Raw genomic sequence first — 13870 nt, forward strand, 5'->3', positions numbered from 1 at the left:
CGGGCACCACGGCGACGCCTGACGGGACGACGCCATGCCGTTCGGGCCGCCCCGCCCCCGGGACGCCACCCCGTACGGCCCGCCCCCGGGCCCGCCGGCTCCGGCCTACCGCGGAGACCGGAGCCCCCCGAGCCCCGTCGCGTCCAGCACCGCGGCCACGGTCTCCTCGACCGTCTGCCCGGCGTTGTCGATCCAGACGCCCTCGCCCGCGAGTTCGGCGCGCATGGCCTCGTCCAGCGGCGCCCAGTCGGTGGTCAGGCGCTTCTCGCGGGCGTTGTTGCGCTCCCATGCCTTCTCCGGGCCCGGGGCGAGGACGACCAGGTGGAGCGGGCCGTCGCTCAGCCGCGCGCGGTAGTGGTCGAGGTGGGAGCGGCGGACCACCACGTCGTCGACGACCGGCAGGAAGCCGGCCGCGCGGAAGCTGTCGGCCAGCAGGCAGGCGTTGCGGGCGCGCAGCAGGATCTGCCGGTCGGCTTCCGGGTCGCCGTCGGGCGTGGGCCAGTGGCCGCCGCGGACGATCAGCTCCTGGAGCGCGTCGACCTCGATGTGGGCGGAGCGCTCGAAACGAGCCGCGAGGGCCGCCGCGACGGTGCTCTTGCCGCTGCCGGGGATGCCGATGACCAGGACGGTGCCGGGGGCGGGTACGGGGCTGTCGACGGTGACGTTCTCGAAGGTCATGCACGCTCTTCCACGGCGACGCGGGCGGGGTCGGGGCCTGATCCGGTCCGTACGCCCGGGGTCTCGCCCGGGGCGCGCACGGGGTCGGGGCCCGGTCGCACGCTACTGGCTTCCGCCTCCCTCCGCCTCCGGATATTCAGCGACGTCAGTGCCACTCCGCCGACCAGCAGTGCCGCCGCGCACCAGCGCAGCGGGCTCACCGGCTCGTCCAGGACGAGCGCGGCCGAGGTCATGCCGAAGACCGGGACGAGGAGTGAGAACGGGGCCACCGAGGAGGCGGGGTGGCGGCGCAGCAGCCAGCCCCAGGCGCCGAAGCCGAAGACGGTGGCGATCCACGCGACGAAGACGATGACGCCGACGCCCGCGGGGTCGAGCGCGCGCAGCGCGGCCAGGTCGCGTGCGGGGCCCTCCACGAGCAGGGAGAGGCCGAGCAGCGGCAGGACGGGCACGGTGCTGACCCACACCATGAAGTTGAGGGGATCGGGCGGGGCGGCCCTGCGGGTGAGGACGTTGGACACGCCCCAGGCGACGGCGGCCGCGATCACCAGGGCGAAGCCGGTCAGGGAGCTCGACGCGCCCTCGTCGACGGCGGCGACGCCGATGCCGGCGAGGGCCACGGCCATGCCGAGCACGCGGACGCGGCCCGGCCGCTCGCCGAGCGCGAGGAAGGCGAACAGCGCCGTGAACACGGCCTGGACCTGGAGGATCAGCGAGGACAGACCGGCCGGCGCGCCCAGGCTCATGCCGGTGAAGAGCAGGCCGAACTTGGCGACGCCCAGGGCCAGTCCGACGCCCAGGATCCACTTCCAGGCGACCTTCGGCCGGCCGACGAAGAACACGGCGGGCAGGGCGGCGACCAGGAAGCGGAGCGCGGAGAAGAGCAGTGGCGGGAAGTGGTCGAGGCCGATCTCGATGACGACGAAGTTGACGCCCCAGAGGGCGGCGACCAGGGCGGCGAGGGCTACGTGGGCGGGGCGCATGTCCTCGAGGATCACCCCGCCCGACCGTGTAGCACCAGCACGGATTCCTTCATGGTTGGATGAAGCACTGCTACATTCACCCGTCCCGTCCCCTCGGCCGCCAGGGAGGCCTCGGTGCTCGATCTCGGACGCCTGAGGGCGCTGCACGCCGTCTCCGTGCACGGCACGGTCGGCGCGGCGGCCGCCGCCCTCGGCTACACCCCGTCCGCCGTCTCCCAGCAGATCGCCAAGCTGGAGCGGGAGACCCGGACGACGCTGCTGGAGCGCAGCGGCCGGGGCGTCCGCCTCACCGACGAGGCCCGCCGGCTCGCCGCGACCGCCGAGCGGGTGCTCGCGCTCGTCGAGGAGGCCGAGGTGCGCCTGGAGGAGCGGCGCGGGCAGCCGGAGGGCCGGCTGCGGATCGGCTGCTTCCCGAGTGCGGCGCGCGGGCTGATGCCCCGGGTCCTCGCCGACCTGGCGCGCCGTCACCCCGCGCTCGACGCCCGCCTGACGGAGGTGGATCCGCACCTGTCGGTGGACCTGGTGGGCCGCGGCGTGCTCGACCTGGCCGTGGCGCACGACTGGGACATCGCCGCGCTGCCCGTACCGCCGGGCGTGGAGCAGGCGGTGGTGGGCGACGACGGCTGCGACATCCTGGTGCCGCGGGACCATCCGCTGGCGGCGCGGGAGAGGGTGCGGCGCGAGGACCTGAGCCGGGAACGGTGGATCACGCAGCCGCCGGGGACGGTGTGCCACGACTGGCTGATCCGGACCCTGCGGGCGACGGGCTACGAGCCGCTGATCGCCCATCAGGCGGAGGAGAACCACACGCAGGTGGCCCTGGTCGCGGCCGGTCTCGGCATCGCGCTCGTCCCGAGGCTCGGGCGCGGGCCGCTCCCGCCGGAGGTGGCGGCGCTGCGGCTCGAACCGGTGCCGGTGCGGCGGCTGTGGGCCCTGTGGCGGGCCGGTGCGGCGCGGCGGCCCGCGATCACGGAGACGGTGCGCACGCTGCAGGAGCTCTGGCCGGAGGTCTCCGCGGCCAGGTGACGGAAGGGCCTTTCCTTGCGCGGAGCCTTGACCTGGCAGTTACTTTCCGGCTATCCGTGGCACCTTGGAAGTTTCCTTCACGGAAGGAGCACCAGTGCACCACCGCGCCCCGTCCCCCTCCAGACGCACCCTCCTGACGGTGACGGCCGCGACCGCCGCGGCCGCCGTCACCGGAACCACCCCCGCGCACGCCACCCCCGCGCACACCGCCGGCCACGGCCAGGACGCGAGGCTGCGCGCCCTCCTCTCCCGCATGTCGCTGGAGGAGAAGGTCGGTCAGCTGTTCGTCATGCGGGTCTACGGCCATTCCGCCACGGCCCCCGACCAGGCCGACGCCGACGCCAACCTCAAGGAGATCGGCGTCCGCACCGCAGCCGAGCTGATCGGGCGTTACCACGTCGGCGGCATCATCTACTTCACCTGGGCGCACAACACCCGCGACCCGCACCAGATCGCGGACCTGTCCAACGGCATCCAGCGCGCCGGGCTCGCCCAGCCCACACCGGTCCCGCTGCTGATCTCCACCGACCAGGAGCACGGCATCGTCTGCCGGGTCGGCGAGCCGGCGACGCTGCTGCCCGGGGCGATGGCGCTCGGCGCGGGCGGGTCGCACGCCGACGCCCGCAGGGCGGCGCAGATCGCGGGCGCGGAGCTGGCCGCCGTCGGCATCCGGCAGAACTACGCGCCGGTCGCCGACGTCAACGTCAACCCGGCCAACCCGGTCATCGGCGTCCGTTCCTTCGGCTCCGACCCGCAGGCCGTGGCCGGTCTGGTCGCCGCCCAGGTCAAGGGCTACCAGCGGGCCGGCGTCGCGGCCACCTCCAAGCACTTCCCGGGGCACGGCGACACGGCCGTGGACAGCCACTACGGTCTGCCGGTCATCACCCACACCCGCGCGCAGTGGGCCGAGCTCGACGCGCCGCCGTTCCGCTCGGCGATCGCCGCCGGCATCGACTCGATCATGACCGCGCACATCGTCGTGCCCGCGCTCGACCCGAGCGAGGACCCGGCGACGCTGTCCCGGCCGATCGTCACCGGCATCCTCCGCGAACAGCTCGGCTACGACGGCGTCGTCGTGACCGACTCGCTCGGCATGGAGGGCGTGCGGACCAAGTACGGCGACGAGCGCGTCCCGGTCCTCGCGCTCAAGGCGGGCGTGGACCAGCTGCTCAACCCGCCGGACCTCGCCGTGGCCTGGAACGCGGTCCTGAAGGCCGTCAGGGACGGCGAGCTGACCGAGGCCCGGCTCGACGAATCGATCCTGCGGATCCTGCGGCTCAAGGCGAAGCTGGGCCTGTTCAAGGGCCCGTACGTCAGCCACGCCGACGTGGACCGCACCGTCGGCACCGCGGCCCATCTGGCCCACGCCGACCGGATCGCCGAGCGGACCACGACGCTGCTCGTCAACGAGGGCGGCTTCCTGCCGGTCAGCCGGCGCAGCCATCCCCGGGTGCTCGTGGTCGGCGCCGATCCGGCCTCCCCGTCCGGCACCACCGGCCCGCCGACCACCACCCTGGCCGGCGCGCTCACCGAACTCGGCTTCACCGCACGGGCGTTGTCCACCGGCATCACCCCGACCGCCGCGAGGATCGAGGAGGCGGTGGCCGCGGCGGCGGGACAGGACCTGGTCGTCGTCGGCACGTACAACGTCTCGGCCACCAGCCCGCAGCGCACCCTCGTCTCCCGTCTCGTCGCGACCGGCGTGCCCGTCGTGACGATCGCCATCCGCAACCCTTACGACGTCGCCCGGGTCGACGGCCAGCGGGCCACGCTCGCCGGCTACTCCTGGACGGACGTCGAACTGCGCGCCGCCGTACGGGTGCTGGCGGGCCGGGCCGAACCGCGCGGCCGGCTGCCCGTGCCCGTTCAGAGCGCGGACGACCCGGCGAAGGTGCTGTATCCGGTGGGCCACGGGCTGACCTACCGCTGAGCCCGCGCCGGGAGACGGGCCCGCAGACGCCCGCGGACGCGCCGGCCCCCGTCCGTACGGTCACGGACGGGGGCCGGCGCGTCAGCCGCGCGCGAGGCGCACGAGGCGCACGAGGCGCACGAGGCCCGCGAGGCCCGCGAGACGTGCGGCGGGCGCGGGGCGCGTCAGGCGCGGGTCACGGGCGCAGGCCGTGCGCCTTGGTGGCGTCCTCGTCGACCGGCTTGTCGATGCGCGCGTCGAAGCGGGCCAGCGGCTTGGCGGCCTGGACGGCGGGCGCCTCGACGCCGGCCCAGGCGAGGATGCGAGCGGTGGCCCTGGCCTTCTCCGCCTCGACCAGACCGGCCACGTTCGCCCCGTGGTTGGCGCCCGGCGCGACGTAGACGTAACTGTCACGCGCACCCTTGCCGAGGTGGAACTTCTCCGAACCCCATGGGTCGTTGCCGCCGTAGACGAACAGCATGCGGTTCGCGTTGTGGCGGACCCAGTTGTCGACGTCCCGCATCACCCACGGCTTGAAGCGCATCGGGATGTCGCTCGGCACGAAGTTCCGGGCGGGCTGGTAGCCGTAGCGGCTGAGGCCCTTGAGGTGGGGCTGCCGGATGGTCGGCGAGCCGAGCTCGGTGGCCGCCTGGTAGTAGTACGGGGTGTACCCCTCCAGGCCCTGGTCGGTGTACGCGGACCAGCCGGAGTAGGCGTCGATGGTCTCGTAGACGGTGTCGTCGCTCGCGGTGGCCGCGTCCGGGATCCGGTCGCAGACGTCCTGGCCGTAGTACTGCCAGAAGCCCCACACGAAGTCGAGGACGACGGCCTCGTAGGCCTTGTCGAGCGAGCCCAGCGTGTTGAAGGTGGCGCCCTCGTCCTTCGCCCAGGCGGCCAGCTTCTTCTGCAGCGGCTCGCGGCGCACCAGCGCCTCGCGCTGCATGGCGTTCAGCCGGTTCCGGCAGTCCGCGGTGCCGACGGTCGCGAAGAACCGGTCGTAGGCCGAGTCCTCCTTCTCGACCACGTCGTTGGGCGCCACGTACGCCACGACGCCGTCCATGTCGCGCGGGTAGAAGCGCTCGTAGTAGGTGGCGGTCATGCCGCCCTTGGAGGCGCCGGTGGACAGCCAGTTCTTGCCGTAGATCCGCTTCAGCGCGGTGAAGATGCGGTGCTGGTCGCTGGCGGCCTGCCAGATGTCGAGCTTCGACCAGTCGGCGGGCTGCGGCCGGGACGGCGTGAAGAAGCGGTACTCCATGGAGACCTGGTTGCCGTCGACGATGCGGGTCGGTTCGCTGCGGCTGGGCGTGGTGCTCAGCGAGTAGCCGCTGGTGCGGAAGACGGTGGGGCGGTCGGTGTCCTTGTGGAGGACGGAGATCCGCTGCGGGAACGTGCCGGCCCACGGGCGGCGGTGGTCGACCGGCTGCTCGTACTCGAGGACGAAGAAGCGGTAACCGGCGTACGGCTTCTCCTCGATCAGGCTCATGCCGGGTATCGCCAGGATGCGGTCCTTGATGTCCGCACTCTGCGAGTCGGCGACGGCCTTGCTGTCCACGTCCGGTTCCGCGGCGGTGGCCACACCGGTGGAGCCGACGGTGCCTATGAGCACCGACAGCGACAGCAGCCATCTGAGCGACTTGCGCATTCACCCTCCCCTTGGTTCACAACGGTGTCGCGAACCTAGCGGGGGTAACGTGCGGGCCGCCAGACCCGGTTGAGCCTTACCTATGCCTCAGCACAGGATCCAGCCGGTGGACGTGCCCCGGCCGGAGACGGTGGCGGACGCCCGGACGCAGCGGTTGAGGGCGTGGACGGTGACCGGTCCGGCCTGCCGGGTGAAACTGCCGGAGTTGACGGCGGCCCGGCCGCCGCGGGGCTGCAGCGACACCGACATCGCCTGCCGCGGTCCCGGCTTCTTCGTCACGGCGAGCGCGCAGACGTACTGCCGGGTGCGGTAGAGCCTCAGCTCGCCGGTGGCGAAGCCGACGGTCCGGGTGGGCCGCCCGGCGCAGACGGACGCGGCGTCCGCGCTGCCGGCCGCGGGCCCCGCCAGGACGAGGAGCCCGGCCGCGACGACCAACGTCAGCACGTACGCGGCCGCCCGGCGAACCGCTCTCCCCGCAACCCCACCGAACACCCGCACTCCTCCCCTGCACCGGCCGTACACGCATACGACGCGACGGGGGCGGGTTCGGTTGCCGCCGGCCGCCCCCGGTGGGGGCGCGGTGGCCGGGATCGGCCCCCGCGCGGCGGTCAGCCGGCGAAGTGGACGACCAGGAGGAAGAGGAAGAAGACCTCGGCGCCGACCAGGGTCCGGTACGCGGCCTTGCGGTGGGGCGCGGGCGAGACCGGAGCGGCGTCGTCGGCGTCCGCGGAGCGGGCGTCCGCGGCGGACGGGCGGGGCTCCGGGGTGGTCAGGGCCCAGATCCAGGCGACTCCCGCCACGGCGAGGGTGGCGAGGTACACGGGCCCCGGGACGTCACCGCAGGGGCCCACCATGACGCAGGCCGTCCCCTGCTCGGTGGCGAGCATGAGGATCACCACGAGGAGCGTCGCCGGGGCGAGGGCGAGGCCGGTCCACAGGGCACGGCCGCGCAGCCGCGTGGCCTCGGACGTCGGGCCGGGCGGTGCCGGCGGGTGGCGGAACTCGTTCATGACGCCGATTCCACCGGCGCCGCCGGATGGCCGGAATGCGCTGTCGTACTCAGACGACCGGGTTCCCGGGCTCAGAACGCCCCGGGCGCGGACGGGCCCGGACCCGGGCCACCCTTCGCCCGCCGGTCCGGTCCGGCCCGGGCCCCCGGCTCAGACCGTCTCGACGCTCGCCGGTTCCTGCTCCGTGTCCTCGCCGATGAACGTGCGCCACAGGGACGCGTACCGGCCGTCGCGGGCCAGGAGTTCGTCGTGGGTGCCGTCCTCGGCGACGCGGCCGTGGTCCATGACGACCACCCGGTCCGCCCGGGCCGCCGTGGTGAGGCGGTGGGCGACGACCAGGGTGGTGCGGCGGCCGGCGAGGCGGTCGGTGGCCGCGTTGACCTGGGCCTCGGTGGCCAGGTCGAGGGCGGCGGTGGCCTCGTCGAGGAGCAGCACGTCCGGGTCGACCAGTTCGGCGCGGGCCAGGGCGATCAGCTGGCGCTGGCCGGCCGACAGGTTCCGGCCGCGCTCGGCGACCTCGTGGAGGTAGCCGCCGTCGAGGGTGGCGATCATGTCGTGGGCGCCCACCGCGCGGGCCGCGGCTTCCACCTCGGCGTCGGTGGCGTCCGGGCGGCCGTACGCGATGGCGTCGCGGACGGTCCCCTCGAAGAGGTACGCCTCCTGCGGCACGACGCCGAGTCGGTGCCGGTACGCGGTGAGGTCGAGCTCGCGCAGGTCGGTGCCGTCGGCGGTGACCCGGCCCGCCGTCGGATCGTAGAACCGGGCGACCAGCTTGACCAGTGTCGACTTGCCCGCGCCGGTCTCGCCGACGAAGGCGACGGTCTGGCCGGCCGGGATCCGCAGGTCGATGCCGGTGAGGGCGTTCTCGCCGCCCGGTCCCTTCGCGCCGTCGTCACCGGCCCCGGCGGAGCCGTAGCCGAAGGAGACGTTCTCGAAGGCGATCTCGCCGCGCAGCGACGGCACGGCGCGCGGGGCGTCGGCGGCGGCGGTGGAGGCCGGCTCCTGGAGCAGCTCCTGCATCCGCTTCAGGGACACCGCGGCCTGCTGGTAGCCGTCGAAGACCTGCGACAGCTGCTGCACGGGCGCGAAGAACAGGTCGATGTAGAGGAGGTAGGCGACCAGCGCGCCGGTGGTCAGCGTGCCCGCCTCGATGCGGTTCGCGCCGACGATCAGGACGGCGGCCGCGGCCGCCGAGGACAGCAGGGTGACGAACGGGAAGTAGACGGAGATCAGCCACTGGCCGTGGACGCGGGCCCCGCGGTACGCCTCGCTGCGGGCCGTGAACCGCTCGGCGCCCGCGTGCTCGCGCCGGAAGGCCTGCACGATCCGCAGGCCGGCGACGGACTCCTGGAGCTCCGCGTTGACCACGCTGATCCGCTCGCGGGCCAGCTCGTACGCCTTCACGCTGGCGCGGCGGAAGAAGTACGTGGCGACGGCCAGGACCGGCAGGGTCGCGAAGACCACGAGGGCGAGCTGGAGGTCGAGCACGAGCAGCGCGACCATGATGCCGAAGAAGGTGACGACGGAGACGAAGGCCGTGACCAGACCGGTCTGGAGGAAGGTCGACAGGGCGTCGACGTCGGTCGTCATCCGGGTCATGATGCGGCCGGTGAGCTCGCGCTCGTAGTAGTCCAGGCCGAGCCGCTGCAGCTGGGCGAAGATCTTCAGGCGCAGCGCGTAGAGGATCCGCTCGCCGGTCCGGCCCGTCATCCGGGTCTCGGCGGTCTGCGCGACCCACTGCACGAGCACGGTCACCAGGGCGAGCGCGGACGCGGCCCACACGGCGCCGATCGCGAGCCGGTTGACGCCCTCGTCGATGCCGTGCCGGATGAGGACCGGCAGCAGCAGACCGGCGCCCGCGTCGAGGGCGACCAGGCCGAGGCTGATCAGCAGCGGAAGCCCGAAGCCGCGGAGGAGGCGGCGCAGGCCGTAGGAGTCCTCCGGGGAGACGGCCCGGGTCTCGTCGACGTCCGGGACGTCGACCGCGGGCGGCAGGGCCTCGACGGCGGCGAGCAGCTCCGGCGTGGCCCCGGGCGCCGCGGTCTCGCGGTCGTCGGTGTCCTCGCGCACCCACAGGGCGGGCGTGATGCCGCGCTCCGCGTCGAACTCGGCGTCCAGCTCGGCCCGCAGCGTGCGGTCCTCCGGCGGTTCGACGGGCAGCGCGTGTCCGGGCGAGACGGCGCCCAGCTCGTCGGGGTCGGTGAGGAGGCGCCGGTAGAGCGCGGAGCCGCGCTCCAGCTCCTCGTGGGTGCCGATCGCGGCGAGCCGGCCGCCGTCGAGGACGGCGATCCGGTCGGCGAGGCCGAGGGTGGAGCGGCGGTGCGCGATGAGGAGGGTCGTGCGGCCCGCCATCACCGACTTCAGGGCCTCGTGGATCTCGTGCTCCACCTTGGCGTCGACGGCGGAGGTGGCGTCGTCGAGGACGAGGAGCCGCGGGTCGGTGAGGATGGCGCGGGCCAGCGCGATGCGCTGGCGCTGGCCGCCGGACAGGGTGAGTCCGTGCTCGCCGACCTTGGTGTCGTAGCCGTCGGGGAGCTCGGCGATGAAACGGTCGGCCTGCGCGGCGCGCGCGGCGGTCTCGATCTGCTCCTGGGTGGCGTCGGGGACGCCGTACGCGATGTTGGCGCGGACGGTCTCGGAGAACAGGAAGCTGTCCTCGGGGACCATGCCGACGGCCGCGCGCAGCGAGTCGAGGGTGAGCTCGCGGACGTCGTGGCCGCCGACGAGGACGGCGCCGCGGGTCACGTCGTAGAAGCGGGGCAGGAGGAGCGAGACGGTGGACTTGCCGGAGCCGGAGGCGCCGACGACGGCGACGGTCTCGCCGGGCCGGATCTCGAGCGAGAAGCCCTCCAGGACGGGGTTGGCCTTGCCGTCGGCGCTCTCGTACGCGAAGGACACGTCGTCGAACTCGACGGTGGCGGGCGCGTCCGCCGGGAGCTCCTTGGTGCCGTCCTCGATGCTCGGCTCGGTGTCGATCAGCTCCAGGACCCGCTCCACGCCGGCCCGGGCCTGCTGCCCGACGGTGAGGACCATGGCGAGCATGCGGACCGGGCCGACGAGGGAGGCGAGGTACGAGGAGAAGGCGACGAAGGTGCCGAGGGTGATCTGCTGGCGGTAGGCGAGCCAGCCGCCGAGCGCGAGCACGGCGACCTGGCCGAGCGCGGGCACGGCCTGCAGGGCGGGCGTGTACCGGGCGTTGAGCCGGATGGTGCGCAGCCGGCCCGCGAACAGCTTCCGCCCGGCCTCGCGGACCTTGCCGGTCTCCTGCTCCTCCTGGCCGAAGCCCTTCACGACGCGCACGCCGGTCACGGCGCCGTCGACCACACCGGCGACGGCGGCGGCCTGCTGCTGCGCGTACCAGGTGGCGGGGTGGAGGCGGGTGCGGCTGCGGCGGGCGATCCACCACAGGGCGGGGGCGACGGCGAGGGCGACGAGGGTGAGCGGGAGGGACAGCGCCGCCATCACGCCGAGCGATATGAGGAACAGCAGCACGTTCCCGATGGTCATCGGGAGCATGAAGAGCAGGCCCTGGATCAGCTGGAGGTCGCTGGTGGCCCGCCCGACGACCTGCCCGGTGGACAGCTCGTCCTGCCGCCGCCCGTCGAGCCGGGTGATGGTCCCGAACATCTCCGTGCGCAGGTCGTGCTGGACGTCGAGGGCGAGGCGTCCGCCGTAGTAGCGGCGGATGTAGGTGAGGACGTAGACGACGACGGCGGAGGCGAGGAGGAGACCGGTCCACAGGCCGAGGGAGCCGGAGCCGTCACCCTTCGCGCCGATGACGTCGTCGATGATCACCTTGGTGATGAGCGGCGCGAGCGCGAGCACGGCCATGCCGGCCAGGGAGGACCCGAGCGCGAGCACCACGTCGGTCCTGTGCCGCCACGCGTACCCCCACAGCCTGCGCGCCCATCCGGGCCCGCGCTCCCCCGCCTGCTTGTCCTGCCCCACCGCCGCCACGTGGCGCCTCCCGTTCGTCCTGCCCTACCGGAAGCCCCAACACGGCCGACGTGCGATTTCATCCCGCCGCAACGATCCGGAGGCGGGGAGTGGGGCCGGTGAGGCGCCCGGCGGGGCGCGCCCTGGGGCGTTCGGTCACGCGGTCCCCGGCGGCGCGACCCACCGCATCGGCTGCCCGGTGACGCGGGCGATCACGTCGAAGTCGCGGTCGTAGTGGAGCAGGGTGAGTCCGGACAGCTCGGCCGTGGCCGCGACCATGAGGTCCACCGGCCCGGCGCTGCGGTGCTCGCCCCGTTCGGTCAGCATCTCCTGGACGCGACGGGCACGGGAGTAGACGCCGTCAGGGACGGCGGTCCAGGTGAAGAGTCGTTCGAGGAGCTGTTCCTTGGCGAGCCGGTCGGGGGCGGACCGGGCCGAGTAGAGGATCTCCAGCTCGGTGATGTCACACAGGGCGACGACACCTTCGGTCGTGAACTTCCGCCACTCGTCCTGGACGTGCTTCCTGGCGATGATCCTTACCGCGGCCGAGGTGTCCACCAGGTAGGTGGCGACGTTCATCGGCGGTAGTTGGCCTTGTCCATGAGGAGGTCGAAGTCGCCGCGCTCGGCCATCTCCGTGAGTTCTTCCAGCGCCCGCAGCCGCTCGTGGCGCCGCGCGACCTCGCGCAGGGCCGCGTTGACCGTGTCCTTCTTGGTCTTGGTGCCCAGTATCTCCGCCGCCTCGGCGAGGGCCAGGTCGTCGACCTCGACGTACAGATTCGACACGGGACGACCTCCATATGCGGGCAACACCTGAAGCATATGTCCGGGGCGATCGGGGCGGCAACGCGCGGCGGCCTCGTTCGCTCCCACGGGTGATGCCCGACCGGGCCGGGGTCAGAGGTGGGTCGGTTCGAACATGCGGAGGAGGGCCGGGAGGACGACCACCGACGGGCCCGGGGTCTTCAGGGCCTCGGTGAGGTCCTCGGCCAGGGTGTCCGGGGTGGTGAGGGTCGCCGGGACGTCGAAGGACCGGGCCAGGGAGACGAAGTCGGGGCGGGCGAGTTCGGTAGCCGTGGCCTCGCCGAAGGAGTCCGTCATGTACTCGCGCAGGATGCCGTAGCCGCCGTCGTCGACGATCAGCCACGTCACGTCGAAGCCGTGCTGCTTCGCCGTCGCCAGCTCCGCGATCGAGTACATCGCGCCGCCGTCGCCGGAGACCGCGAGCACCGGCGTCGTCGGATCCGCGGCGGCCGCGCCCAGCGCGGCCGGGAACGCGTAGCCGAGGCCGCCCGCGCCCTGCGCCGAGTGCATGGTGTTCGGGCGGCGGGCGTCGAACGCCGACCAGGCCCAGTACGCCAGGATCGTCATGTCCCAGAAGCTGGGCGCCGTGTCCGGCAGGGCCTTCCGGACCGCCGTCACCACCTGCTGCTCCAGCTCCAGGCCCTGGGCCGCCAGGCGGTCCGCGACCTTGGCGAGGACCGCCGCCACCCGCTGCGGTGCCGTGGCGTCCGAGCGCGTCTCCACCGTCTCCAGGAGCGCCTGGAGCGCCAGCCGCGCGTCCGCGTGGATGCCCAGGGCCGGGTGGTTCGACTCCAGCTTCCCGGCGTCGGCCTCGATCTGGATCACCCGGCCGCGCGGCGCGAAGGTGTGGTAGTTCGACGACAGCTCGCCGAGGCCCGAGCCGACCACGAGCAGGACGTCCGCGTCCTCCAGGAAGTCCGTGGTGTGCCGGTCCTCCAGCCACGACTGGAGCGACAGCGGATGCCGCCACGGGAACGCGCCCTTGCCGCCGAAGGTCGTGACCACGGGTGCGTCGATCCGCTCCGCGAGCGCGCGGAGCTTGCCCGAGGCGTCCGCGCGGACCACCCCGCCGCCCGCGATGATCGCCGGGCGCTCCGCGTTCGCCAGCAGGTGCGCCGCCACCGCCGTCAGCTCGGGCCGGGGTGCCGGCTCGTCGGGCGTCGCGTCCACGGCCGTGACCACCGGCAGGATCGTCTCGGCGAGCAGCACGTCCTGCGGGATCTCGACCCACACCGGGCCGTGCGGCGCCGTCAGCGCCGACTTCCACGCGGCGGCGATCGCCGACGGGATCTGCGACTGCGTCCTGACCGTGTGCACCGACTTCACGACGTCCCGGAACGACGCCTGCTGGTCGCGCAGCTCGTGCAGATAGCCGTGCCGGCCGCCGCCGAGACCCGCCGTCGGGACCTGCGCGCCGATCGCGAGCACCGGCGCCGACGCGGCCGCCGCCTCCTGCAGCGCCGCGAGCGACATCAGCGCGCCGGGGCCGGCGGAGAGCAGCAGCGGGGCCGCCTCGCCGGTGACGCGGCCGTACGCGTCGGCCGCGAAGCCCGCGTTGTTCTCGACGCGGAGGCCGACGTAGCGGAGGGAGGAGCGGCGCAGGGCGTCGAACACGCCGAGGGCGTGCTGGCCCGGGAGCCCGAAGACCGTCGTCGCGCCGAGGCCGGAGAGGGTCTCGACGACGAGGTCGCCGCCGGTGCGGCCGGGGGGCGGCGTGAGCGCGGCGGCGGTCTGGGCGGGGGTGGGGCGCAGGACGAGGTCGTGGTCGTGGGTCATGCGGGGTCCCTTGGGGCGGCGTGCTGCGTGCGGGTTGGTGTGGGTGGCGGGGCGGGACGGGGGCGAGGCGGGACGGGGGCGGGACGGGGCGGGGGCTTGTCCGGGGCTTC

Annotated in this window: 11 protein-coding genes; 2 read left to right on the forward strand and 9 right to left on the reverse strand. The window is 73.8% G+C overall.

Annotated elements, in window-relative coordinates; genetic code table 11:
- Nucleotides 1-105: 105 nt before the first annotated feature.
- Together ESG85_RS13925 and ESG85_RS13930 are read right to left on the reverse strand one after the other, a co-directional pair.
- Nucleotides 106-678 (reverse strand): AAA family ATPase, encoded by a 573-nt coding sequence (locus ESG85_RS13925; RefSeq protein WP_128979033.1) that lies wholly within the window; start codon nt 676-678, stop codon nt 106-108.
- Nucleotides 675-1658, reverse strand: coding sequence for an EamA family transporter (locus ESG85_RS13930; protein WP_128979035.1), 984 nt, complete (start codon nt 1656-1658; stop codon nt 675-677). The genes ESG85_RS13925 and ESG85_RS13930 overlap by 4 nt, the downstream gene beginning before the upstream one ends.
- A gap of 114 nt (nt 1659-1772) precedes the next feature.
- On the opposite strand from ESG85_RS13930, the gene ESG85_RS13935 reads away from it, so the two are divergent.
- Together ESG85_RS13935 and ESG85_RS13940 are read left to right on the forward strand one after the other, a co-directional pair.
- Nucleotides 1773-2684 carry a LysR family transcriptional regulator gene (locus ESG85_RS13935; protein WP_128979037.1) on the forward strand — a complete coding sequence of 304 codons (912 nt, stop codon included), beginning with the start codon at nt 1773-1775 and terminating at the stop codon, nt 2682-2684.
- 94 nt (nt 2685-2778) lie between these two features.
- Nucleotides 2779-4614, forward strand: a complete 1836-nt coding sequence (locus ESG85_RS13940) for a glycoside hydrolase family 3 protein (RefSeq protein WP_128979039.1) — start codon at nt 2779-2781, stop codon at nt 4612-4614.
- A 175-nt stretch (nt 4615-4789) separates the two neighbouring features.
- Here the strand turns inward: ESG85_RS13940 and ESG85_RS13945 are convergent, their stop codons facing one another.
- From ESG85_RS13945 to ESG85_RS13975, 7 genes are all read right to left on the reverse strand, one after another.
- The gene (locus ESG85_RS13945) at nt 4790-6235 is read right to left on the reverse strand and encodes an alpha/beta hydrolase family protein (protein ID WP_128979041.1); all 1446 of its coding nucleotides are present in this window, start codon (nt 6233-6235) and stop codon (nt 4790-4792) included.
- A gap of 87 nt (nt 6236-6322) precedes the next feature.
- Nucleotides 6323-6679: a hypothetical protein gene (locus tag ESG85_RS13950; RefSeq protein ID WP_246095006.1), complete on the reverse strand. Its 357-nt coding sequence runs from the start codon at nt 6677-6679 to the stop codon at nt 6323-6325.
- 164 nt (nt 6680-6843) lie between these two features.
- Nucleotides 6844-7245, reverse strand: coding sequence for a hypothetical protein (locus ESG85_RS13955; RefSeq protein ID WP_128979045.1), 402 nt, complete (start codon nt 7243-7245; stop codon nt 6844-6846).
- A 150-nt stretch (nt 7246-7395) separates the two neighbouring features.
- On the reverse strand, nt 7396-11202 hold the full coding sequence (locus ESG85_RS13960; protein WP_128979047.1) for an ABC transporter ATP-binding protein: 3807 nt from the start codon (nt 11200-11202) through the stop codon (nt 7396-7398).
- Nucleotides 11203-11337: 135 nt separating this feature from the next.
- The gene (locus ESG85_RS13965) at nt 11338-11760 is read right to left on the reverse strand and encodes a PIN domain nuclease (RefSeq protein WP_128979049.1); all 423 of its coding nucleotides are present in this window, start codon (nt 11758-11760) and stop codon (nt 11338-11340) included.
- Nucleotides 11757-11966, reverse strand: coding sequence for a type II toxin-antitoxin system VapB family antitoxin (locus tag ESG85_RS13970; RefSeq protein WP_128979051.1), 210 nt, complete (start codon nt 11964-11966; stop codon nt 11757-11759). The genes ESG85_RS13965 and ESG85_RS13970 overlap by 4 nt, the downstream gene beginning before the upstream one ends.
- 111 nt (nt 11967-12077) lie before the next feature.
- On the reverse strand, nt 12078-13760 hold the full coding sequence (locus tag ESG85_RS13975; protein WP_128979053.1) for a thiamine pyrophosphate-binding protein: 1683 nt from the start codon (nt 13758-13760) through the stop codon (nt 12078-12080).
- Nucleotides 13761-13870: the final 110 nt, after the last annotated feature.

Origin of the sequence: Streptomyces roseicoloratus (assembly GCF_004117935.1) — a bacterium.
Classification (GTDB): domain Bacteria; phylum Actinomycetota; class Actinomycetes; order Streptomycetales; family Streptomycetaceae; genus Streptomyces; species Streptomyces roseicoloratus.